Annotated in this window: 6 protein-coding genes and 1 riboswitch; of the genes, 4 read left to right on the top strand and 2 right to left on the bottom strand. The window is 74.4% G+C overall.

All coding sequences use genetic code 11. The features are described 5' to 3' along the window. The first annotated feature begins 157 nt into the window (after positions 1-157). Positions 158-341: riboswitch (cobalamin riboswitch) on the top strand. A gap of 30 nt (positions 342-371) precedes the next feature. The 4 genes from OG488_RS34035 to OG488_RS34020 are packed head-to-tail and all read left to right on the top strand — an operon-like array spanning position 372 to position 3060. Next, entirely contained in the window at positions 372-1082 is a 711-nt protein-coding gene (locus OG488_RS34035) for an energy-coupling factor ABC transporter permease (RefSeq protein ID WP_329236263.1), read from the top strand. After that, complete coding sequence (locus tag OG488_RS34030) at positions 1082-1441, top strand: energy-coupling factor ABC transporter substrate-binding protein (protein ID WP_329236261.1); 360 nt, start codon at positions 1082-1084, stop codon at positions 1439-1441. The genes OG488_RS34035 and OG488_RS34030 overlap by 1 nt, the downstream gene beginning before the upstream one ends. A gap of 6 nt (positions 1442-1447) precedes the next feature. Next, positions 1448-2197, top strand: a complete 750-nt coding sequence (gene cbiQ, locus OG488_RS34025) for a cobalt ECF transporter T component CbiQ (protein ID WP_329236259.1) — start codon at positions 1448-1450, stop codon at positions 2195-2197. Continuing rightward, on the top strand, positions 2194-3060 hold the full coding sequence (locus OG488_RS34020; RefSeq protein WP_329236257.1) for an ATP-binding cassette domain-containing protein: 867 nt from the start codon (positions 2194-2196) through the stop codon (positions 3058-3060). The genes cbiQ and OG488_RS34020 overlap by 4 nt, the downstream gene beginning before the upstream one ends. Before the next feature lie 31 nt (positions 3061-3091). On the opposite strand, the gene OG488_RS34015 is transcribed toward OG488_RS34020, so the two are convergent. Together OG488_RS34015 and OG488_RS34010 are read right to left on the bottom strand one after the other, a co-directional pair. Then, entirely contained in the window at positions 3092-10669 is a 7578-nt protein-coding gene (locus OG488_RS34015; protein ID WP_329236255.1) for a non-ribosomal peptide synthetase, read from the bottom strand. Then, positions 10666-25140, bottom strand: a complete 14475-nt coding sequence (locus OG488_RS34010) for a non-ribosomal peptide synthetase (RefSeq protein WP_329236254.1) — start codon at positions 25138-25140, stop codon at positions 10666-10668. The genes OG488_RS34015 and OG488_RS34010 overlap by 4 nt, the downstream gene beginning before the upstream one ends. Positions 25141-25429 lie beyond the last annotated feature (289 nt).

The following is a 25429-nucleotide window of genomic DNA, read 5'->3' as shown; positions in this document are numbered from 1 at the left end:
TGGGGCTGCCGGCGGGCGCGGGCCGGGCCAGGGGCGGGCGGGGGCCGCTCCGTCCCGCCGCGCGGGCCGTACGGCGGTCCCGGTGAGGCCGGTCGCGGCCGTGGGGGCCCACGGCCGCGGGCAGGTGGGCGTGCTTGTCATCGCCCCCCACCTGGCACTACTGTCGCCACGCCTTGGTGAACGGGAAATCCGGTGTGATGCCGGTGCGGCCCTCGCCACTGTGATCGGGAAGTCCGGCTCCGGCCCTCGCGGGCAGCCACTGGGTCCTTGTGACCCGGGAAGGCGGAGTTCGGGCGGTGTCACCCGTCAGCCAGGAGACCGGCCAAGGCACTTCAACCATCCACGAGGTGCTGGAGAGGGTCTGCTGAGCCATGCACATTGCCGAGGGATTTCTGCCTCCGGCGCACGCGATCGCCTGGGGTGTCGCGTCCGCGCCGTTCGTCGTCCACGGAGTCCGGTCACTCACACGTGAGGTCAGGGAGAACCCGGAGAGCACCCTGCTCCTGGGCGCCTCCGGAGCCTTCACGTTCGTCCTGTCCGCCCTGAAGCTCCCTTCCGTCACCGGGAGTTGTTCCCACCCCACGGGCACAGGGCTGGGCGCCATACTGTTCCGCCCGCCGATCATGGCGGTGCTGGGCACCATCACCCTGCTGTTCCAGGCGCTGCTGCTCGCGCACGGCGGCCTGACCACGCTCGGCGCCAACGTCTTCTCGATGGCGATCGTCGGGCCCTGGGCCGGATACGCGGTCTACAAGCTGCTGCGCCGCTACACCGTGCCGCTGATGGTGGCGGTGTTCTTCGGGGCGTTCGTCGCCGACCTGTCCACCTACTGCGTCACCAGCGTCCAGCTCGCGCTCGCCTTCCCGGACCCGGTCACCGGGTTCCTGGGGGCGCTCGGGAAGTTCGGCTCCATCTTCGCGGTCACCCAGATCCCGCTCGCGGTGAGCGAGGGGCTCCTGACCGTGCTGGTGATGCGGCTCCTCGTGCAGTCCAGCAAGGGTGATCTGACCAGGCTCGGCGTGTTTCTCGCCGGCAAGCAGGCCCGCGCCGGGGCCGAAGAGAAGACCGGGGCGGTGGCCTGATGAACAAGAACACGAAGATCAACGCCCTTCTGCTGCTCGTCGTGGCCGCGCTGGCCGTCCTGCCGCTGGCCCTGGGGCTCGGGGACGACGAGAAGGAGCCGTTCGCCGGCGCCGACGCGCAGGCGGAGACGGCGATCACGGAGATCGATCCCGGCTACGAACCCTGGTTCTCCCCGCTGTACGAACCGCCCTCCGGTGAGATCGAGTCGGCGCTGTTCGCCCTCCAGGCGGCGCTCGGCGCGGGGGTCCTCGCGTACTACTTCGGTCTGCGGCGCGGGCGCCGTCAGGGCGAGCTGCGCGCGGGGGCACCGCAGGACGGTGGAGGCCGTGCCAGGGAGTCCGCGGCCCGGAGGACCTGAGCCCACATGCTGCCGATCGACGCGGCGGCGCACAGCAGTCGCTGGCGCCGCCGCCATCCCGTCGACAAGGCCGTGCTCGGGCTGGGACTGACGGTGCTGGCGATCTCGCTGCCGCCGTGGCCCGGTGCCGTCCTGGTCCTCGTCACCGCGGTCTCCGTGCTCCTGGGCCCGGCCGGCGTGTCCGCCCGTCATCTGTGGCGGGCGTACCGGGTGCCGCTGGGCTTCTGTGTCACCGGGGCGGCGACGCTCCTCGTGCAGGTCGGCGGGCCGGAGGGGCTCGTCGGCCTGGCCGACGGAGGGCCGGTCCGCGCCGGGGAGCTGCTGTTGCGCACCTCGGCCGCGTCACTCGGTGTCCTGTTGTTCGCGTTCACCACGCCGATGTCCGACCTGCTGCCCCGCCTGGTCGGGGCGGGGGTGCCCGCGGCAGTCGTGGACGTCGCCCTGGTGACCTACCGCATGAGCTTCCTGCTCCTCGACTCGATGCGCCGGATCCGGGAGGCCCAGGCCGCCCGGCTCGGCCACACCACCCGGGCGGCCGCCTGGCGTTCCCTGGCCGGGCTGGGGGCCACCGCCTTCATCCGGGCCTTCGACCGTGCTGCGCGGCTCCAGTCGGGGCTGGCCGGGCGCGGCTACGACGGCACCTTGCGCGTCCTCGTTCCCGAGGCCCGTGTCTCCGCCCGGTTCACAGCCGCGAGCGTGGTGCTGCTCGCAGCACTCGCCGCCCTGACCTTCGCTCTGGAAAGGCCTCTGTCATGAGCGATTCCGTGCTGCTCGCCCTGCGGGGCGCGTCCTTCGCGTACGAGGACGGTCCCGCCGTCCTCAGTGGCCTGGACTTCGAGGCGCGTGAGGGGCGTGCGCTCGCCCTGCTCGGCAGGAACGGCAGTGGCAAGACCACGCTGATGCGGCTCCTCAGCGGTGGACTGCGCCCGAAGGCGGGGCAGTTGACCGTCGAGGACCGGCCGGTCACGTACGACCGCAAGGGACTGACCGGGCTGCGCACGACGGTCCAACTGGTGGTGCAGGACCCTGACGACCAGTTGTTCGCCGCGTCCGTCTCCCAGGACGTGTCGTTCGGGCCGCTGAATCTCGGCCTGCCCGACGCGGAGGTGCGGGCCCGGGTGGACGAGGCGCTCGCCGCGCTGGACATCGCCGCCCTGGCCGACCGGCCGACCCATCTCCTCTCCTACGGGCAGCGCAAGCGGACCGCCATCGCCGGCGCGGTCGCGATGCGGCCCCGGGTGCTGATCCTCGACGAGCCGACCGCCGGGCTCGATCCGGACGGACAGGAACGGCTGCTCACCACCCTCGGCACCCTGCGCGCAGGGGGCACCACCGTCGTGATGGCCACCCACGACGTGGACCTCGCCCTGCGGTGGGCCGACGACGTCGCGCTTCTCACCCCGGCCGGCGTCCGGGCCGGGCCGGCGCCCGAGACGCTGGCCCGCACGGATCTCCTGCGGGAGGCCGGACTTCGGCTGCCGTGGGGCATCGCGACGACCCAACTGCTGCGCGCCCACGGCTTGTTGGACGCGACGACGGCGGGCCCCCGCACGCCGGAGCAGCTCGCGGCGGACTTCGTCCCGCCGGCCGTCGCCGTCAGGACCCCGTCGGAGTCCTGACGGCGCGGCCGGCTCCGCACGGCGCACGGGGCTACCGCACCGCCCGTGCCCCACGCGGGGCCGGCAGGAAGCCCGTCCCGTGGAAGTACGTCAGATAGCGGGTCAGGACGTCGTCGGTGATCGGTGGCAGATGGGCTCCCAGGGCAGCCGCGGCGGCGGCCGTCCGGTGGGAGTCGAAGCGGCGGCGGTCCTGCGTGTCGCGCCGGGTCCGCCCCTCGTCGCCGAGGAACAGCTGCGCCGCGTTGTCGTGCTGTCCCGCGACGAGGGCCTGCCACTGCGACGCGGGAACCGTCCGCAGGTCGTGCCCGAGACGGCGCGCCACTTCGAAGACGCGTTCCAGCCCGGGCGCGTCCGGGTTGGTGAGGTGGTAGGTCGCCGCGCCGTCCCGCCCGGTCAGGGCCAGTGCGACGACCGCCGCGCTGACGTGGTCCACGGGCACCCAGTCCGTCGACCCGTACGGCAGGTCCGGCACGGCTCCCGCCTGGAGGCACCCCTTGATGAGCTGCCACAGCAGGTCGCGGTCCTGGCAGGCACCGGTGACGGTGTCGCCGCTGATGCGGCCGGGGCGGTGGACGGTCACGGGCAGGCCGCGTTCGCGGGCCAGGCCGACCAGCCCCTCGGCGACCCACTTGCTCTGCGCGTAGCCGTCCGGCAGACCGGACGGCGGGCCCGTCGGGGTCTCCTCGGTGATGGTGGCGTCGCCCGTGCCGCCCACCGGGGCGTAGACGCCGGTGGTCGAGACGTGGTGCATCCCGGGTGAGGCGGAGTCGGCGAGCAGGCGCAGCAGTTCCTCCGTGCCGGCCACGTTGGGGGCGCGCAGATCGCCGTACCCGGCGGCGAAGTTGACGTGCGCGCCGTTGTGCAGGACGGGGCCGAGGCGGCGGACCAGGGCGGCCCGGGTCTCGGGTGACAGCCCCAGACCCGGGGCGGCGAGGTCGCCCGGGACGGGGTGGATCAGCTCTGCGTACCGGGGGCGCCAGAGGCCGTAGTGCTCCAGGTTGGCCCGCAGCCGGTGGGCCGCGCGGCGCTCGTCCCCGGCCCGTACGAGGCAGTCGACGGGGCCGTCGGTGGTCTCGATGAGGTCGCGCAGGAGGAAGGCGCCGAGGAAGCCCGAAGCGCCGGTCAGGAAGGGCCGGGCGCCGGGTCGGAGGGCTCTGCGGGCAGGCGGGACCTCCGGTCCGGCGCCCGGACGGCCCGTACTCGTGATGTCCGCGGGCAGCCGGACCTCGGCCGCCAGGTCGGGCGCGGCGTCGTGGGCCGGGTCCTCCTCCCCGGCGGCGCGCGCAAGGAGGCGGTCGACGCCCTCGACGGTCGGTGCCGCGAAGAGGGCCCGGAGGCTGAGGCGCCGGCCGCAGCGTTCGTCGATGCGCCGGGCCAGGGTGACGGCGAGCAGCGAGTGGCCGCCGAGGGCGAAGAAGTCGTCCGTGACGCCGACCTCGGGCACGCCGAGCGTCGTGGCGAATACCTCGCACAGGGCGCGCTCGCGCGCGGTGCGGGGCGGGCGCCCTCCGGGCGGTGCGACGTGGTCGGGCGCGGGGAGGGCGCGCCGGTCCGTCTTGCCGTTGGGCGTGAGGGGCAGGGCGTCGAGACGCACGCAGACGGCGGGGACCATGTGGTCGGGGAGAAGCGTGGCGAGGTGGGAGCGCGCCTCCGTCTCGGACGGGCCGGCCGCGCCGGCCGCGGCCACGGTGTACGCCACGAGCCGGCGGTCGCCGGGCCTGTCCTCGCGGACGACGGCACAGGCCGCCGCGACGCCGGGCAGGGCGGTCAGCGCGGCCTCGATCTCCCCGAGTTCGATGCGGAAACCGCGGAGCTTGACCTGGTCGTCGACGCGGGAGACGTAGAGGAGTTCCCCGTCGGCGGTCCACCGCACCAGATCACCGGTGCGGTACATGCGGCCGCCCGTGCGGTCGAAGGGGTCGGCGACGAAGCGGGACGCGGTCAGGGCCGCCCGGCCGTGGTAGCCGCGGGCCACCCCCGCGCCGGACACGTACAGTTCGCCGACGACACCGGGCGGCACGGGCGCGAGCCGGTGGTCCAGGACGTGGACCCGGGTGCCGTCGACGGGGACCCCGATGGGCACGGTGCGGTCGGGGGCGGGCTGCCCGCCCTCGTGCTGGAAGCCGCTCATGGTGGCGCAGACGGTGGTCTCCGTCGGGCCGTAGGCGTTGACCAGGAACCGGTCCCCCGCCCAGTCGCGCACGAGGGCGGGCGGGCACGCCTCACCGGCGAGGACCATCGTCGTCCCGGCGGGCAGGGAGTCCGGCGGCATCACCGTGAGGACGGCGGGCGGCAGGGTGAGGTGCGTGATGCCCCGTTCCTGGACCAGGGCCGCGAGGGCGGGGCCGGGCAGCAGGGCGTCCCGTTCGTCGATCTCCAGGCAGGCTCCCGAGAGGAGCCCCATGCACAGCTCCCAGAACGCGGCGTCGAAGCTGACGGAGGCCATGTGCAGGACCCGGCTGCCGGGGGCGACGCGCAGCCGCTCGGTCTGGGTCCTGACCATGGCGCCGACGCCCTGGTGGGTGACCACGACGCCCTTGGGGCGGCCGGTGGAGCCGGACGTGTAGATGACGTACGCCGGGTTCGCCGGGCGGAGTGCGGGGGCGGGGTGGGCCCGTGGGGCCGCCGGGACGGCTCCCAGGTCTCCGACGTGCAGGTGGGGCACCTGGGACACCGGCAGGCGGCGGTGGACGGCGGGCGTCGTGAGCAGCAGGCGTGGCCGGGCGTCGTCGAGCATGTAGGACAGGCGCCGGGCCGGGTAGTCGGGGTCGAGCGGCACGTACGCCGCCCCGGCCTTGAGGACGCCGAGGAGGGTCACGACCAGGTCGTGCGTGCGGGGCAGGGCGACGGCCACCCGGTCCTCGGGGCCGATGCCCATCGCCGTGAGGTGGTGGGCGAGGAGGTCGGCGCGGGCGTCGAGTTCGGCGTAGGTGAGCGTCGTGGCGGCGTCGCGGACCGCGGGGGCGTCCGGGGTACGCCGCGCCCACGCCTCGAAGAGAGCGGGGACGGTCGCACCGGGCAGGTCGCCGGCGGGTCCGGTGCCCCGGTCGGTGAGGAGGGTGCGCTCGCCGGCGGTGAGGACGTCGTAGGCGCGCAGCGGGCGTCCGGGGTCGGCCGTGACCTCGGTGAGGAGCAGGACGAGCCGGTCGGCGAGGGCGTGGACCGTGGCCGGGTCGAAGAGTTCCGTCGCGTAGTCGACGGCGGCTCTCATGCCGGTGGGCGCGCCGCCCTCGTCGTACGTCTCGGTGAAGGTGAACGACAGGTCGAACTTGCTGACCCCGGGGTCGAGCGGCACGCCGCGGGCGGTGAGTCCGGGGAGGTCCAGGGGGGCGGCCGGGGTGTGGTTCTGGAGGACGAGCATCGTCTGGAAGAGCGGATGGTGGTTCTGCGAACGCGGAGGGTTGAGCAGTTCCACCAGGCGCTCGAAGGGCACGTCCTGGTGGGCGTACGCGGAGAGGTCGAACTCCTTCACCCGGTCGAGGAGTTCGAGGAAGGTCGGGTCGCCGGACAGGTCCGTGCGGAGCACGAGCGTGTTCACGAAGAGTCCGACGATGTCCGAGGCGGCTTCGTCGGTGCGTCCGGCGACGGCCGTGCCCAGGGGGATGTCGTCGCCCGCGCCGTGGCGGGAGAGCAGGAGGGACAGGGCGGCCTGGAGCACCATGAAGACGCTGCAGCCCCGGTCACGGGCGAGGGCGGCGATCTGACGGGCGGTGTCGCCGTCGAGGGCGACGTCATGGGTGGCGCCGAGGTGCCGGGGAACGGCCGGGCGCTGCCGGTCCCACGGCAGGTCGACCATCTGCGGCAGCCCGTCCAGCGCCTTCCTCCAGTGGGCGAGCTGGCGTGCCACCATGCTCTCCGGGTCCTGTTCGTCGCCGAGCAGGCGGCGCTGCCAGAGGGTGTGGTCGGCGTAGTCGACGGGCCGTCCGGCCCACACGGGGTCCTCGGCGCGGAGGCGGGCGCCGTAGGCGACGCCGAGGTCGTGGGCGAGGGGCGCCAAGGACGAGCCGTCGGCGGCGATGTGGTGGACGACGAGGACCAGGACGTGCGCGTCGTCGGCCAGGCGCAGCAGGGTCGCTTCGACCGGGAGGCGGTGCTCGATGTCGAGGGGCGCGGTCGCGGCCTCCGCGATCCGGTCGGAGAGCCGGTCCTCGCGGACGGATTCGACGGTGAGCGGGAGGTCGACGTCGTCCGGACCGGTGATGTGCTGGACCGGACCGCCGTCGTGCTCGGGGAAGACGGTGCGCAGGGCCGCGTGCCGTACGACGACGTCGCGGAGCGCCGTACGCAGGGCCTCCGGGTCGAGCGGCCCGTCCAGGCGCACGACGAAGGGGATGTTGTACGTGGCGGACGGGCCCTCCAGCCGGTGGAGGAACCAGAGCCGCTGCTGGGCGTAGGACAGGGGGAGCGCGGCAGGGCGTTCCTGCGGGACGAGCGCGGGACGAGCGGCCCGCTCCGTGTTCGCGAGGGCGACGGCGAGTGCCGCGACCGTGGGGTTCTCGAAGAGGGTGCGGATCTCTGTCTCGGTGCCCAGGGCCGCGCGGACCCGGCCTGCCAGCCGGGTGGCGGTGAGGGAGTGGCCGCCGAGTGCGAAGAAGCTGTCGTCGACACCGACGCGGGCCACCCCGAGCACCTCCGCGAACAGCCCGGCGAGGATCTCCTCGTACGCGTCGCGCGGCAGCCGGTGCAGGGCGGCCGAGGGTGCGGTGGCGGGCGCGGGGAGGGCCGCCCGGTCGAGCTTCCCGTTGGGGGTGAGCGGCAGCGCGTCGAGCGGCTGTACGGCGGCCGGCACCATGTAGGCGGGCAGGTGGCGGCCCACATGGGCGGCGAGCAGCTCGGGGTCGGGAGTGTGCCCGGGGGCGGGGACGACGTAGGCGGTGAGGGTGCGCTCACCGGGCAGGTCCTCCCGGACCAGCACACAGGCGGTCCGCACGGACGGCTCGGCGCGGAGCACCGCCTCGATCTCGGCGGGTTCGATGCGGTGGCCGCGCAGCTTGATCTGCTGGTCGGCCCTGGCCACGTAGTACAGGCTGCCGTCGGCGCTCCGGCGCACGAGGTCTCCGGTGCGGTACATGCGTGCCCCGTCGCCCGCGAACGGGTCGGCCACGAAGCGGGTCGCGGTGAGGCCCGGGCGTCCCAGGTAGCCGCGGGCCACGCCGGGGCCCGCCACGTACAGCTCGCCCTCGGCCCCGGACGGCACCGGCCGCATGGATCCGTCCAGGACGTAGGCGCGCACGCCGTCGAGCGGCCGCCCGATGGAGGGCACGCCACCTGGGGTGTCGTCGGGCAGGACACGGCGACGGGTGGCGAAGGTGGTGGCCTCCGTCGGACCGTAGACGTGCAGGAACGCGGTGTCCGGGTGGTCGGCGGCGAGACGCTGGAGGACGCCGGGCGCGGCGGCCTCGCCTCCGGTGGCGGCCAGGCGCAGCAGGCCGAGGGCGCCCGGGTCGGTGTCGGCGAAGACGTTGAACAGGGCCGTCGTCAGGAACGCCCCCGTCACACCGTGCCGGTCCACGAGGTCGCGGAGCACGGCCGGCTGGAGGGTGCCCTCGGGGGCGACGACCACGCGGCCGCCGTTGAGGAGGGGGGCCCAGATCTCGAAGGTGGAGGCGTCGAAGACGTACGCCGAGTGCAGCAGGACGGCGTCGACGGCGCCGCCGTCCCAGGTGCGGTCGGCCGCGAGCGCGGTGATGTCGGCGTGGCTGACGCCCACGCCCTTGGGCAGGCCGGTGGAGCCGGACGTGAACATCACGTACGCGAGCCGGTCGCCGCCCGTGACGGGGGTGAGGGCTCCGGGAGCGTCGGGACCGCCCTTCCGGATCCGCCCGGCGGCGTCGACGCACACCACCGCCACCTCGGGGCCGAGTTGCCGCACCCAGGGGTGTGCGCCGGTCGACTCGTCGACGATCAGGGCGCGCGGGGCAATCGCCTCGGTGACGCGGGCGAGCCGTTCGACGGGCCAGTTCGGGTCGAGCGGCACATAGGCGGCGCCGGCGCGCAGGACGGCCAGCGAGGTGGTGACCTGCGCTGCCGAGCGTCCCATGAGGATGCCGACGCCGTCCTCCGCGCCGACTCCCAGACCGGTCAGAGCCCGGGACAGCTCATCGGAAAGGTCGTTGAGTTGACGATATGTCACGTGTTCGCCCGCGCCGGTCACCGCCACCTGGTCCGGGTGGCGGGCGGCACGCCGGGCGACGGCGTCCGGAACGCTCACGTCGTCGGTGCGGCGGGCGAGTTCGGCGCCGACGCCCTGGGCGATCAGGGTGTCACGCTCACCGTCCAGGAGGACGGGGAAGGCGTCGGCCCCGCGGTCGAGCCCTTCCGCCATCGCTGTCAGCAGAGCCTGCAGGCGGGTGGCGGTACGGGTCACCTCGTCGCGGCCGAGGACCGCGGCCCGGTAGCCGAAGGTGATCCTGAGGGTGTCGCCCGGGGCCACGGTGAGGGTGAGCGGGTAGTGGGCGGCGTCCGTGCCGCTGAACCCCGTGACGGAGAGCCCCGGCAGCCCCTGCTGCGCGGTGCGCAGGGCCTCGGCGTCCAGCGGGTAGTTCTCGAACACGACCAGTGTGTCGAAGAGTTCGTCCAGCCCGGTGACACCGCGTATCTCGGTCAGGCCCACGTGCTGGCTGCCGAGGAGCTGCCCCTGCTCCCCCTGGAGCCGGGTCAGGAGTGCGGACAGGGTGTCTCCGGGCTCCGGGCGGACCCGCACGGGCACCGTGTTGATGAACAGGCCGACCATCGACTCGACGCCGGGGATCTCGGGCGGCCGGCCGGACACGGTCGTCCCGAACACGACGTCGGCGCGCCCGGTGAGATGGGAGAGGAGCAGCCCCCAGGCACCCTGGACCAGGGTGTTGAGGGTCAGGCGGTGGGCGCGGGCCGTCTCGCGCAGCCTGTGTGTCGTGGCCGCGTCCAGGGTGAGGACGAGGGTTCCGGGCAGCTCACCGGAGTCGGGCACGTGGGGGCCGCCGTGCCCGGTGAGCCGGGTCGGCGCCTCGATCCCCGCCAGGGCGGTGCGCCAGGCGTCCAGAGCGGCGTCCCGGTCCTGCTGCGCCAGCCAGGCGAGGTAGGTGCGGTACGGGGCGACGCGCGGCAGGGTGCTGTCGTCGCCGTGGTGTGCGTACAGCTCGAACAGCTCCCGCACGAGCAAGGGCATCGACCAGCCGTCGAGCAGGATGTGATGGCTCGTCATGACCAGCCGGTGACGCAGCGGCGCGGTGCGCACCAGGGTGAACCGCATCAGCGGCGGAGCGGTGAGGTCGAAGCGGCGGGTGCGGTCGGCGGCGAGGAACGCGGTGAGCCGCTCCTCCGGGGGTACCGTGCCGTCCGCACCGCTCAGATCCAGCTCCTCCAGCGGCACCGGGACCCGCGCGGCGACGGCCTGCACGGGCTCGTCCAGGCCCTCGTGGAGGAAGCCGACCCGCAGGTTGGCGTGCCTCCGCAGCAGCCCGGCGACGGCTGCCTCCAGTGCGGGGACCTCGACGGACCCCTCGATGTCGAAGACGAACTGCGCGGTGTAGACGTCCACGGCCCGGGAGTCGTACAGCGCGTGGAAGAGCATGCCTGACTGCAACGGCGTCAGCGGCAGTACGTCCTCCAGTTGGAAGCCTGTCACTTGCGTCCACCCCACATGGTCTGAAGTCGGTCGATCTGGGTCTGGTCGAGTGAGACCAGGGGAAGGTCGGACGGTGTCCAGCCACCCGCGCCGGGTCGTCCGGTGTGTTCGGCGAGGGCGCCGAGGGCCCGGGTGAAGGCGTCGGACAGCGCCTCCATGTCCTCCTCCTTGAGGAGGTCGCTGGGCCAGGTCCAGCGGGTCACCAGGCGTGGTCCGTCCGGGAGGTCCTCGGTGTGCGCGTTGATGTCGAGCACGTGGTGGACGGGCATGTCCGGGTCCTGGCTGCGCGGCCCGCCGCCGTCGAGCACCACGTCCCAGTCCGCGCCCTCACCTTCCGGTGAAGCCGCGTACCGGCCCAGGTAGTTGAAGCCGATCTGGGGTTGCGGCGCGCCGGCCAGCCGGGGCCGGGTGGCGGGGTTGAGGTGCCGCAGCATCCCGTAGCCGACACCGTGGTCGGGGACGGCCCGCAGCTGCTCCTTGACGCGCTTGAGGGCGCGCTCGACCAGCGCGGGGCCGAAGGGACGGGGATCGCGCGCGTCGACGGGCCCGGGGTCGATCCGTACGGGGTACAGGCTGGTGAACCAGCCGACCGTGCGGGTCAGGTCGATGTGGTCCGCGATCTGCTCGCGGCCGTGGCCCTCCAGGTCGAGGAGCACGCCGGTGGTGCCCGGCTGGGATCCGCCGAGCACGGCGGCGCGTTCCGCGCGCCAGGAGCAGACCGCGAGCGCGAGGGCCGTGAGCAGGACGTCGTCCACCCCGGCGTGGAAGGCGGCGGGGACGCTGGTGAGCAACGGCTCCGTCAGGTCGGCGGGCAGGTGCGTGGTCAGGGTGCGCGTCCGGTCCGCGGTGTCCAGGTGGGGGTCGAGCAGCCGGTAGCCCAGCTGCGGGTCCGGGGTCCTCGACACCGCCTCCCACAGCGGGAGTTCCGCCTCACGGCCGGCTTCCCGCGCCTGCGCGGACAGGAGCAGTGCCCAGTCCCGGTAGGACGTGGTGACGGCGGACAGGGCCGGCGCCGTGGCGGGGACGCCCCCGCCGGACACCGCCGGACCGGTGACCGCACGCCAGGCGACGGCCAGATCGGCGGCGAGGACACGCCAGGAGACCGCGTCGACGGCCAGGTGGTGCACGACCAGCAGCAGCCGCCCGCGGGTGTGGGGGCCCGCGTCGCACCAGACGGCCTCGACGACATCCCCCTGTGCGGGGCGCAGCCGCCTGCGCGACTCCTCGCCGGCCTCGGTGACCGCGGCGCGGACGGCGTCGGCACCGAGACCGGAGACGTCGATCCTGGTGAAGTGGTCGCGGGCCGGCACGGTGCCGGGCGGCAGGGCTTCGAGGACGGGGCCGCCCTCCACCGGGCGGGTGACCCGCAGCCGGAGCATGTCGTGGTGGTCGATGAGGAGTTGGAGCGCGGCGACGAGCGAGCCCTCGTCGGCCCCCGCGGGTGTGCGCAGCACCCCGGACTGGTTGTAGCCGTCCGTGGCACCGGGCCGCTCCAGGAACCAGGCGGCGATGGGGGTCGGCGGCATCTCCCCCGTGCCCTGACCCGCCGGCGGGGCGGCTGCCCGGTCGAGCGCGGTGGCGGCGGCCGCGATGGCCTCGGGCGTGCGGTGGACGAAGACGTCGCGCGGGGTGATGCCGAGGCCGGCCTCGCGGACCCGGCTGACCAGCTGGATGGAGAGGATGCTGTCGCCGCCGAGGGCGAAGAAGTCGTCGTCGGTGCGTACGGCGGGGGCGCGCAGGACCGAGGCGAACACGTCGCGTACGACGCGTTCCTGCGCGGTGCGCGGCTCCCCGCCCGGCCGGCCGGCGGCAGGGCGCTCCGGGACGGGCAGGGCGCGCCGGTCGGTCTTGCCGTTCGGCGTCAGCGGCAGCGCGTCGAGGGGGACGAGGACGGCGGGCACCATGTACGGCGGCAGCGCCGACGCCAGGCGGGCCCGTATCTCGCCGTCGTCGGGCGCCGGGGCTCCGCCCCGCGGGCCGGGGACGGTGTAGGCGACCAGGCGCCGCTCGCCCGGACGGTCCTCGCGGACGAGGGCGCAGGCGGCGGCGATGCCGTCGAGCGCGGTCAGCGCCGCCTCTATCTCGCCGAGTTCGATGCGGAAGCCGTGGAGCTTGACCTGGTCGTCGGCGCGGGAGACGTAGGTGAGCAGGCCGTCGGCGTCCCGTCGCACGAGGTCGCCCGTGCGGTACATGCGGCTTCCCGGGGGCCCGAACGGATCGGCGACGAACCTCCCGGCGGTCAGGCCGGGGCGTCCGAGGTAGCCGCGCGCGAGTCCGTCCCCCGCGATGTGCAGCTCACCGGTGACGCCGGCCGGGACCGGCCGGAGACCGGCGTCCAGGACGTAGGCGCGGGTGTTGTCGACAGGGCGGCCGAGCGGCACGCTCCCCTCCCCCACGGAGCTCCCCGCGTCACCGCGCCGGTGGTGGTGGGCGGTCGCGTCGATGGTCGTCTCGGTGGGTCCGTACAGGTTGTGCACCTCGACGCGCCACGCCTCACCGACGCGCTCCGCCAGGGAGCGGGGCAGGGGCTCACCGCCGCAGAGGACGGCCCGCAGGGTCGCCGGAGCCTCGTCGGCGCGGGTCTCGGTGAGGACGAGCGAGAGGTGCGGGGGCACGAACTGCACGAGGGTGACGCCCGCGTCGCGCATCCGGGCCAGCAGCCCGGCGGGGTCGTGGTTGACGGCAGGCGGCACGGGGCAGGTGGCACCGCCGTGCAGGAGCGGCAGCCAGGTCTCCCAGACCGAGGCGTCGAAGCTCGGCGAGGTGCGGGCGAGGACGCGGTCGTCGTCGGTGAGGCCGAGGTGGTCCGCCATCCACGCCATGTGGTTCGTCAGGGAGGCGTGGGTGACGACGACGCCCTTGGGCCGTCCGGTGGAGCCCGAGGTGTAGATCACGTAGGCCGCGTCGCGGGGATCCGGCGCCGCGGCGGCGGGCGGGGTACCCCCGGTGGACCAGGCGGCCCGTTCGTCGAGCGGGAGGCACGGGACGGACGGGGCGAGCCGCGCGGCACGGGCGGTGCCATGGGTGAGGAGCAGCGCGGGCCGCGCGTCGTCGAGCATGTACGCGATACGCGCCGCGGGGTACTCCAGGTCGACGGGCAGGTAGGCGGCGCCCGCCTTGGCCACCGCCAGCATTGCCACGACCTGGTCCGCGGTGCCTTCGAGAGCGAGGGCGACGAGGTCGCCCTCGCCTATGCCCCTGCCGTGCAGGTGGTGCGCCAGGTCGTCCGAGAGCACGTCGAGCTCGGCGAAGGTGAGACCGTCCGTGCCGTCCCGCACGGCCCTCGCCCCGGGCGTCCGGGCGCACTGTGCGCGGAACGCCTCGGGAGCCGTGCGCGCCGTCAGGGGCCGGACCGGGCCGTGCGCGGCACGGTCGAGGCTCTGCCGTTCGTCCGCGTCCAGGACCTCTGCGGCGTGGACCCGCTGGCCGGGGTCGGCGGCGAGCGAGGCGAGCAGGCGGGTCAGCCGGGCCGCCAGCGTCCGGGCGGTGGCGGGTTCGAAGAGGTCGGTGGAGAACTCCAGGACGGCGTCGAGGCCGGCCGGCCGCCCCGTCGCGTCGCGCGTCTCGGTGAAGGTGAACGTCAGGTCGAACTTGCTGATGCCGGTGTGCACGTGCTGTTCCGTCACCGCGAGACCGGGCAGGTCGACGGTGGCGTCCGCCTGGTTCTGGAGGACGAGCATCGTCTGGAAGAGCGGGTGGTGGTCCTGGGCGCGGACCGGGCCGAGGGCGTCCACGAGCCGCTCGAACGGCACGTCCTGGTGGGCGTAGGCGGCCAGGTCGAACTCCCGGACCCGGTCGACGACCTCGCCGAAGGTGGGGTCACCGGTCAGGTCGGTGCGCAGGACCAGGGTGTTGACGAAGAATCCGACCAGGTCGTCGAGGGCCTCGTCGGTGCGCCCGGCGACCGCGGTGCCGAGCGGGATGTCGTCACCGGCGCCGTGGCGGGAGAGGAGCACCGAGAGCGCCGCCTGGAGCACCATGAAGAGGCTGCATCCGCGGGCCCGGGTGAGGTCCGTCAGGGCCCGGTGGGTGTCCGCGTCGACGGGGAACGTGAACGCGTCCCCGCGGTAGGCCGTGACGGCGGGGCGGGGCCGGTCGTAGGGCAGGGCGAGCAGGTCGGGGGCGCCGGCCAGCGCGGTGCGCCAGAAGTCCAGCTGGCGGGCCGCCTGGCTGGACGGGTCGTTCTCGTCGCCCAGCAGCGCGCGCTGCCAGAGGGTGTAGTCGGCGTACTGGACGCCGAGCTCCGTCCAGGAGGGCTCCACGCCCTCGGTCCGTGCCCGGTAGGCCTCACCGAGGTCACGGGCGAGCGGGGCGAGCGACCAGCCGTCGCCCGCGATGTGGTGCAGGACCAGCACCAGGACGTGGCTCTCCGCACCGGTCCGCACCAGCCGTGCCCGCACGGGGAGTTCCGTGCTCACGTCGAAGGGGTGCGCCACCTCGGCGGCCAGGATCTCGTCGAGGCGTGCCGGTTCGGTGTCGTACGGCGTCAGATCGAGGTCGGCTTCCTCGGCGCCGAGGACGAGCTGGCGCGCCACGCCGTCGGTGTCGGGGAAGACGGTGCGCAGGCTCTCGTGGCGGTCGACGACGTCCGCGAGGGCGCTCTCCAGGGCGTCCACGTCGAGCGGGCCGTCGAGGCGGAGCAGGAGGGGCACGTTGTAGGTGGCGCCGGGCCCTTCGAGCCGGCCGAGGAACCACAGGCGCTGCTGCGCGAAGGAGAGCGGCAGCGGCTCGGGGCGGACCGGGGTCCGTTCCAGAGGTCTCCTGGCCTCTTCCGCGCCGTCCAGCGCGGCGGCGAGCGCGGCCGGGGTGGGGTGCTCGAAGACCGCCTTGACCTGGACCTCCACGGCGAGCGCGGTGCGGATCCGGGCGGCGAGCCGGGTGGCGAGCAGGGAGTGGCCACCCAGGGAGAAGAAGTCGTCGTCGACCCCGGCGCCGTCCAGGCCGAGCACGTCGGCGAAGACCGCGCAGAGGATCTCCTCGCGGGCGGTACGCGCCGTACGCCCCTGGTCCGGGGCGTGGTGGCCCGGTGCGGGCAGGGCGCGGCGGTCCACCTTGCCGTTGACCGTCAGCGGCAGCGCGTCGAGCGTGACGAAGGCGGAGGGCACCATGTAGGCGGGCAGGGACCGGCCGACCGCCCGGGCGAGCTCGCCGGGGTCGGGGCTCGCCCCGGGGCCGGGGACCACGTACGCGACGAGCCGCCGGTCGCCGGGGATGTCCTCGCGGACGACGACGAAGGAGTCGGCGACGCCGTCGAGGCAGGCCAGCACGGACTCGATCTCGCCCGGTTCGATGCGGTAGCCGCGCAGCTTCACCTGGCCGTCGGCCCGGGAGACGTACGCGATCTGCCCGTCGCCGGTCCACCGCACGAGGTCGCCGGTGCGGTACATGCGCCCGCCCTCCGGGTCGTACGGATCGGCCACGAAGCGCGTGGCGGTCAGGCCCGGGAGTCCCGTGTATCCGCGTGCCACACCGCGTCCGGCGAGGTACAGCTCCCCCACGACGCCCGGCGGGACCGGGCCCAGGGAACCGTCGAGGACGTACAGGCGCATCCCGTCCAGGGCGCGCCCGATGGGCGGCGGGCCCGGGGGCAGGCCGGGTGTCACGTCGTAGCGGGTGGCGAACGTGGTCGTCTCGGTGGGGCCGTAGACGTGGAGGACGCGTACGCCGGGCGCGGTGCCGGCCACCCGCTGCATGGCGTCCGGGGAGGCCAGTTCCCCTCCGGCGCACACGAGGCGGAGGCCGGCGAAGGCACCCGGATCGGTCTCCGCGATCACGTTGAACAGGGCCGTGGTCATGAAGACGGCGGTCACCCCGTGCTCGTGCACGGCGTCGCCGAGGACACGGGCCTCCAGAACCCCGTCCGGCGCGACGACGATCCGGCCGCCACGCAGCAGCGGAGCCCAGATCTCGAAGGTGGAGGCGTCGAAGACGTACGCCGAGTGCATCAGGACCGCGTCGGCGGCCCCGTCGTCCCAGGCGGAGTCCGAGGCCAGCGCCACGACGTCGGCGTGCGTGACGCCGACCCCCTTGGGCAGACCGGTGGAGCCGGACGTGGACATCACGTAGGCGAGGGCGCCGGCGCCGGGTACGGCCGCGGGAACGCCGGGCCGCGCGGGTGCGCCCCGCAGGATCCGGCCGGTCCGGTCGACCGTCACGACCGGTGTCCGGCGGGCGGTCTCGGTCACCCAGGGGGTGGCGAGGGCCTCCTCGTCGACGACGAGGACCCGCACGGACGCCGCCCCGGCGACCTGTTCGAGCCGTTCCCCGGGCCAGCGGGCGTCCAGCGGGACGTAGGCGCCTGCCGCGCGGACCGCCCCGAGGGACACCGTCACCACGGCCGGCGAGCGGCCGAGCAGCACGCCGACCCCGGCTTCGGGACCGACGCCGAGGCCGGCCAGGGCGCCGGCCAGTTCGGCGGACAGACGGTCGAGCTCGGCGTAGGTGAGGGTGGTGCCGTCGCCGCTGACGGCGACCGCCCGCGGAGCGCGGAGCGCCTGGGCCGCGAAGAGCGCGGGCAGGGTGGCGGACGCCGAACCGGCGGACAGGGCCCGGCCCGTGCCCCAGTGGCGGACGCGGTTCCGCTCGTCCGGTGTCATCACGTCGTAGCCCGCGAGAGGCAGGCCGGGGTCGTCGGCCACCTGCTCCAGGAGGCGGACGAGACGGGCCGCCAGGGTCTCGACGGTGGTGCGGTCGAAGAGAGCGGTGGCGTACTCGATCCCGGCGGTGAGCCCGTCCCCGGCGCGCTCCTCGGTGAAGGCGAAGGTGAGGTCGAACTTGCTGAGGCCGTTGTGGACGAGGCGGTCCTCGACGGTCAGGCCCGGCAGGTCGGCACGGGCCGTCTCCTGGTTCTGCAGGACCAGCATGGTCTGGAACAGCGGGTGGTGGTTGCGGGCCCGGACGGGGTTGAGGCTCTCGACGAGGCGCTCGAAGGGCACATCCTGGTGCCCGTAGGCCGAGAGGTCGAACTCCCTCACGCGTACGAGCAGTTCGCGGAAGGAGGGATTGCCGGACAGGTCCGTGCGCAGGACGAGCGTGTTGACGAAGAACCCGACCAGGTCCTCCAGGGCCTCGTCCGAGCGGCCGGCGACCGGTGAGCCGAGCGGGATGTCGTCACCCGCGCCGTGGCGGTGCAGAAGCGTGGCCACGGCCGCCTGGAGCACCATGAAGAGGCTGCTGCCCGACTCCCGCGCCAGGACCAGCAGTCGGGAGTGCAGGGACGGTGGCACCTCGAAGGTGTGGACGGCACCTCGCGGGTCGGTCGTGACCGGGCGCGGCCGGTCCAGCGGCAGGTCGATCAGGCCGGGCAGACCCGCCAGCGCCGTGTGCCAGTGGTCGAGCTGCTGCCGCAGCGCGCTCTCCGGCTCGGCGCCGTCCCCCAGGGCGGTGTGCTGCCACAGCGTGTAGTCGGCGTACTGGACGCCGAGCTCCGCCCAGGACGGCTCCACACCCTCGGTCCGCGCCCGGTAGGCCTCACCGAGGTCACGGGCGAGCGGGGCGAGCGACCAGCCGTCGCCCGCGATGTGGTGCAGGACCAGCACCAGGACGTGGTGGCCGGGTGCGGAACGCAGCAGCGACGCGCGGAGCGGCGGATCCGTGACGACGTCGAACGGCTCGCACACGGCGGCCAGGACGCGCGCCTCCAGGTCGGCGGGGGCCGTGGTCACGAGAGGAAGCGGGGGCGTGGCGGCGTCGGCGGGAAGGACCGACTGGTAGGGCACACCGTCCTGTTCGGGGAAGAGGGTGCGGAGCGCCTCGTGCCGTTCCACGACGTCGCGCAGAGCGGCCCGGAGCGCGTCGACGTCCGGTACGCCCTCCAGTTCGAGGACGAGCGGGATGTTGTAGGCGGAGCTCGGGCCCTCCAGCCGGTTGAGGAACCACAGGCGCTGCTGCGCGAAGGACAGCGGCAGCCGTTCGGGGCGCCGTACCGCGGGCAGGACCGGAGGCCGCGCGCCGCGCCGGGTGTCGAGGACGCGGGCCAGCCCCGCCACCGTCGGGTGCTCGAAGAGGGTGCGTACGCCGGTCTCGGCGCCCAGGACGGCTCGGACGCGGCTGACGACGCGCATGGCGAGGAGCGAGTGCCCGCCCAGGTCGAAGAAACTGTCGTGCGGGCCCACATGGGGCCGGTCAAGGACGTCGGCGAAGACGCCGGCGAGCAGGTCCTCCTGGAACGTGCTGCCGCTCCGGGCGGCGGGGATCCCGGTGTCCTGGCCGGGATCCGGCAGTGCGCGCCGGTCCACCTTGCCGTTGGGCAGGAGCGGGAGGTCGTCCAGGACGACGACGGCGCCCGGCACCATGTAGTGCGGCAGTGCCTCCGCGAGACCGTCGCGCAGGTCGGCGGCGCGGGGAGCGGGATCGCCGGCGACGGCGTAGCAGACGAGGCGGGGCCGGCCGGGTACGTCCTCGCGGATCATGGCGCACGCGGCCGTGACGCCGGGTCCGGCCAGGAGGGCGGCCTCGACCTCGCCCAGCTCGATGCGGAAGCCGCGGAGCTTGACCTGGTCGTCGGCGCGGGCCACGTAGTCGAGCAGACCGTCCCGGTTCGCGCGCACGAGGTCGCCCGTCCGGTACATGCGGGCGCCGGTGGCGTCGAACGGGTCGGCGACGAACCGGGCAGCGGTGAGACCCCTGCGCTCCAGGTAGCCGCGGGCGAGGTGGGGGCCCGACAGGTACAGCTCGCCGGTGACGCCGGGCGGCACGGGCCGCAGCCTCTCGTCGAGCACGTAGGCGCGCATGGTGTCGACGGGGCGGCCGATCGGGACGGTCTCCGACGGTGTCCCGGCGTCCCCGTGACCGCCGGCCCGGTGGGCGGTGGCGTCGATGGTCGCCTCGGTCGGCCCGTAGAGGTTGTGGACCTCGGTCCGCCAGAGGCCGGCGACGTCGTCGGCGAGGGAGCGCGGCAGTGGTTCGCCGCCGCACAGGACGGCGCGCAGGGCCGGCAGCGGGGCGGCCTGCGCCGCCTCGGCGAGGACGAGGGCCAGGTGCGACGGGACGAACTGGGCGATCGTCACCCCGTACCGGCTCATCCAGGAGACGAGGGCCGGGGGCTCCTGGTTGGCGTCGGCCGGCAGCACGCAGACCTCGGCACCGTTCATCAGGGGCAGCCACAGCTCCCACACGGAGGCGTCGAAGCTGGTGGAGGTACGGGCGAGGACCCGGTCCTCCGGGGTGATGCCGAGGTGGCGCGCCATCCAGGCCATGTGGCCGGCCAGGGCGGCGTGTTCCACCACCACGCCCTTGGGACGGCCGGTGGAGCCGGAGGTGTAGATGACGTACGCGGGATCCGCCGGGTGGGGCGTGCCCGGAGCGGGCGCGCGGTGGGCGGGCCGGACGGACGGGTCGTCGAGGGCGAGCCACGGTATGTCGCAGGCGGGCATGTCCCGTCGGACGTCCGTGGTGGTGAGCAGCAGGACGGGCCGTGCGTCCTCCAGCATGTGCAGGATCCGGGCGGCCGGGTACCGCGGGTCGACCGGCAGGTAGGCGGCGCCCGCCCGCAGGACGGCCAGCATGGCGACGACGGTGTCCACCGACGGCGGCACGGCGAGGGCCACCCGCTCCTCACGGCCCGCGCCCCGCTCGCGCAGGAGCTGGGCGAGGGCGTCGGCCCGGGTGTCGAGCTCGGCGTAGGTGAGGCGCGTGTGCGCGTCCCGTACGGCGATCGCGTGGGGAGTGCGCGACGCCCACTGCCTGACCGCTTCGGGGGCGGTGGGGGCGGGGTGGATCCGCTCCGCGCCGCGGCCCTGCCCGAGGAGCCGTGCGCGCTCGCCGGGCACGAGCGGGTCGAGATCACCGATGGGGCGGTCGGGGTCGGTCACCGCCTGGGTGAGGAGGTGCGCGAAGCGGCCGCACAGGGCACGGGCGGTGGCGGCGTCGAAGAGGTCGGTGGCGTACTCCAGGTAGCCGCCGAGGCCTGCGGGGGCGCCGTCGGAGCCGCTCCCGGCGGGAGCGGCATGCCCGGGCGCCGCCGTGCCGGCCGCCGGCTCGGCGGGGGCGCCGGGGCCGGTGACCTCGGTCAGCGAGAACGTCAGGTCGAATTTGCTGACGCCGGTGTGGCGGGACCGGTCGTGGACGGTGATGCCGGGCAGGTCGAGGGCCGTCCGCTCCTGGCTCTGGAGGACCAGCATGGTCTGGAACAGGGGGTGGTGGTCGGCCGACCGCTCGGGGTTGAGCGCTTCCACGATCCGTTCGAACGGGAGGTCTCCGTGGCTGAGGGCGGCGATGCCGGACTCCTTCACCCGGCCGAGCAGTTCACGGAAGGTCGGGTCGCCGGAGAGGTCCGTGCGCAGGACGACGGTGTTGACGAAGAACCCGACCAGCTCCTCCAGGGCGTCGTCGGTGCGTCCGGCCACCGCCGTGCCCAGCGGGATGTCGCTGCCGGCACCGTGCGCCCCCAGCGTCACGGCGAGGGCGGCCTGGAGCACCATGAACGGGGTGCAGCCCACCGCACGCGCCAGCCGTACGAGCGCCTCGTGCGCGGGCAAGGGCAGCTCGAAGGGCACGGTGTCCCCTCGGTGGCTGGGCACGGCCGGCCGGGGCCGGTCGAGGGGCAGGTCGAGCAGGCCGGGGGCGCCTCGGAGCGCCTCCCGCCAGAAGGTGAGCTGGCGTGCGGCCAGGCCGTCGGGGTCGCCGTCGTCCCCGAGCAGGCGGCGCTGCCAGAGGGCGTAGTCGGCGTACTGGACGGGCAGCGGGGGCCAGTCGGGCGTGGCCCTGCCCTCGTGTCTGGCCCGGTAGGCCGCGCCGAGGTCACGGCTGAGCGGGGCGAGGGACCAGCCGTCGGCGACGACGTGGTGGAGGACGAGGACGAGGACGTGGCGGGTGGGGCCGAGGCGGAGCAGCCGGGCACGGACCGCCGTGTCACCGCTGAGGTCGAAGGGAGCGGCGGCGAGGCGGCGCACCGTCGCCTCGGCCCAGGCCGCGGTCTCCTGCCCGGAGGGCGCCGGCTCGACGGCCAGCGGGACGAGTGTTCCCGCGGCGTCCGCGTCGAGGACCACCTGGCGGGCCACACCGTCGTGTTCGGAGAAGACGGTGCGCAGGCTCTCGTGCCGGGCGACGACGTCGGCCAGGGCGCCGCGCAGGGCTTCCGTGTCCAGGGGGCCGTCGAGTTCGAGGACGAGCGGGACGGTGTACGTGTCGCCCGAGCCCTCGGTCCGGTTGAGGAACCAGAGGCGCTGCTGGGCGAAGGAGAGCGGCACCGCCTCGGGCCGCTCCTGCGGGGTGAGTGCGGGCCGGGCCGGTGCGGCGGTGTCGAGGACGGTCGCGAGGGAGGCCACGGTGGGGTGGTCGAAGAGCGTACGCAGGGTGAGTTCGGCGTCCAGGGCCGCGCGTATCCGCCCGGTGAGGCGGGTGGCGAGCAGGGAGTGGCCTCCCAGGGAGAAGAAGCTGTCGTCGATGCCGACGGCGTCCACGCCCAGGACGTCGGCGAACAGCCCCGCCAGGACCTCCTCGTAGGCGGTGCGCGGGGATCGGCCGGCGGTGACGGAGGCGCGGGGCGCGGGCAGGGCGCGGCGGTCGATCTTCCCGTTGGTGTTGAGGGGCAGCGCGTCGAGGGGGACGAACACGGAGGGCACCATGTACGCGGGAAGGGCGTTCCCGACACGGCGGGCCAGGGCGGCGCCGTCCGGCCGGGTGCCGGGGGCGGGCACGACGTACGCGACGAGCCTCCGGTCACCGGGTATGTCCTCGCGGACCAGTACGCAGGCGGCGCGCACGGCCTCGTCGGTGAGCAGGACGTTCTCGATCTCGGCGGGCTCGATGCGGAATCCGCGGAGCTTGACCTGGCCGTCCACGCGCCCGACGTACTCGATGTCACCGCCGGCGGTCCAGCGCACGAGGTCGCCGGTGCGGTACATACGGCCGCCGGACGTGTCGTACGGGTCGGCGACGAACCGGGCCGCGGTCGAGGCGGCGCGGCCCTGGTAACCGCGGGCGACCCCGTGACCGGCGACGTACAGCTCCCCCACGACACCGGGCGGGACCAGGCCGAGGGCGCCGTCGAGCACGTACAGGCGCATTCCGTCCAGGGCCCGGCCGATGGGCGGCACGCCCGCCGTTCCGGCCGCCACCGGATGGCGAGTGGCGAAGGTCGTGGTCTCGGTGGGGCCGTAGACGTGCAGGACGCCGGTGGCCGGCGAGGCGGCGGCCACGCGCTGCATCAGCGTGGTCGAGGCGGCCTCGCCCCCGGCGGCGACCAGGCGGAGCCCGGAGAAGGCCGACGGGTCCGTCTCGGCCACCAGGTTGAACAGGGCGGTCGTGAGGAACAGGGCGGTCACCCCGTGACGGCCGGTCATCTCCTCGACGGTCCGTGCCTCCAGGACTCCGCCCGGTGCGACGACCACCCGGCCGCCGTTGAGGAGGGGCACCCAGATCTCGAAGGTCGACGCGTCGAAGACGTGGGCCGAGTGCAGCAGGACGACGTCGGAGACGCCGTCCGCCCAGGTGGTGTCGGCCGCCAGCGCGAGGACGTCGGCATGGGTGACACCGACTCCCTTGGGCAGTCCGGTGGAGCCCGAGGTGAACATGACGTAGGCCAGCTGGTCGGCGAGGACCGCGTGCGGTGGCTGTCCCGGGCGCGGCGGAGCACCGCGCACGATGCCGCCGAGCGCATCGACGACGATCACCGGGACGGTGGAGGCCGTCTGCGCCACCCAGGGCTGTCCGGCGGCGGCCTCGTCGACCACCAGGGCGCGGACGTGGGCGATTTCCGCGACACGGGCGAGCCGTTCGTGCGGCCAGGCCGCGTCCATCGGTACGTAGGCGGCACCGGCCGCGACCGGGCCGAGTGTGGCCGGCACGACGGCCGCCGAGCGTCCCACGAGGACGCCGACGCCGTCCTCGGCGCCGATGCCCCAGCCGGCCAGGGCGCCTGCCAGGTCCTGCGCCGCCCGGGCCACCTCCCGGTAGGTGAGCGTGACGGCGCCGTCCACGACCGCCGGGGCGTCCGGTGTCCGGCGTGCCCACGCGCCGAACACCTCGGGCAGGCTCGACGCCACGGAGCGTGCCGGGAGTGCGGCGCCGCGTCCCTGCCGGAGCAGGGTCTCGGCCTCTCCGTCGTCGAGGAACGGCAGGTCGTGGAGGGGGAGGTCGGCGGACGCGCCGGACAGGGCCGTCAGGAAGGAGACGATGGCCCTCTGGTGCAGCCCGACGTCCTCGGGGCGGTACAGCTCCGCGTTGGTGTCGAAGCCGATCAGGGGCCCGGTCCCCTCCGACCGTTCGGAGAGGAAGAAGGAGACGTCGTCGACGGGGCCGATGGACAGCACGCGGGACCTGGCGGGGCTGCCGTCGAAGTCGAGGTCGTAGTCGTAGCCCATGATGTTGACGACGACGTCGGTCAGGCGCGCCGCGCCGTCGGCCATGTGGAGTTCGCGGGCCAGTTGCTCGCGGGAGAAGCGGCGGTGGCGCAGGGCGCCGCGCATCTCGTCGGCGACGGCGCGAACGAGGGCGCCGACCGTGGTGTCCGGGGTGATGGTCAGTCGGATCGGCAGGATGTTGGCGGTCATCCCGACGACGTGCCGCAGCCCCCCGTGACGGCCGTTGGAGGCGAGTCCCACGCTGACGTCCTGGGTGCCGGTGACCCGCCCCACATAGGCGGCGACGGCGCTCACGAGGACGGCGGTCCAGCTGGTGCGGCCGGCGGTCGCGAGCCGCCGCAGGCCGTCCAGGACGGTGACGGGCAGGGTTTCCCCGCTGTGCAGCCGGGTGTCCGCCGAGGTGAGGTCCTCCGGCGCCGGGGCGTCGGTCCGCCTGGGGATGAGCGAGGTGCCGCCGCGTGCGTCCGCGTCGGTCCGGGCACCCTCCGCGTCCGCCGGTCGCCCGGTGGCCAGGTCGGCGAACTTGCCCGTCCAGTAGGCACGGTCGGCCTCGTGACGGGCCGAACCGTCGTAGGCCGCCTCGTCGGCTATGAGGTCGCTCAGGGGGGTGACGGGCAGCTCGGCCGCCGCGAGGTCCTCGCCGCGCACCGCCCGTGCGTAGAGGTCGGCGACGGTGCGGGCGAAGACGGCGCCGCCCATGCCGTCGACGGCGACGTGGTGGTAGCGGAGGTACCAGTAGCGCAGCCGGTGGCCGAGTCGCAGGAGCGCGAAGTGGTGGTGCGGGGCGTCGAGTCGGTCGACGGTCGCCATGTCGTCCGTCATGTAGCGCTCGGCCTCGGCGGCGGGGTCGGCGGCGCCGGACACGTCGACCAGACGGAGCCGGTCGGCCTGTCCGGCCCCTGAGCGGTGGACGACCCGCTGACGAACCGATTCCCCAGCGGTGACGAACTCGAGGTTGAGACTGTCGCACAGCGTGACGGCCCGACCGAGCGCGGCGGCGAACAGCCCCTCGTCGAGGTCTCCGTGAATCTCGAAGCATTCACCGATGTTGTATTTCGGACTGTCCGGATCGACCAACTGCCCGTACCAGACACCTTGCTGGGCCGCAGTCAGCGCGAGCAACTCTTCGGGATCCGCATTCGACGAGGGGGAGTGGTTTTCCTGCATGCCGGCGACACCTTTGGGGAGAGTTTTCGGGGACGACGAACAGGGCGGGTCGAAAACCGGCCACACCTATGCACCGGCCGCAGGGTGCGGCCGGCCGACGCGAGGACGAAGCTGTCCCTCCGATACCCCGTCAGGCTCCCTCGGGGGTTCGTACCGGGTCGGGGCAACCCGGAATGAGACATACGCGGTTTCACGTGTCGAGGACAGGCGGACGGAAGGCCTGCCGATGATGGATGAATAGCGCGTGAACAACACGCCTGACGGAACATCAGCATGAGCGAAAAAGGCC

The sequence above is a fragment of the Streptomyces sp. NBC_01460 genome, assembly GCF_036227405.1.
Taxonomy (GTDB): domain Bacteria; phylum Actinomycetota; class Actinomycetes; order Streptomycetales; family Streptomycetaceae; genus Streptomyces.
The sequence above is the reverse complement of the archived record's forward strand: the minus strand, read 5'-3'. Positions and strand labels throughout refer to the sequence as shown.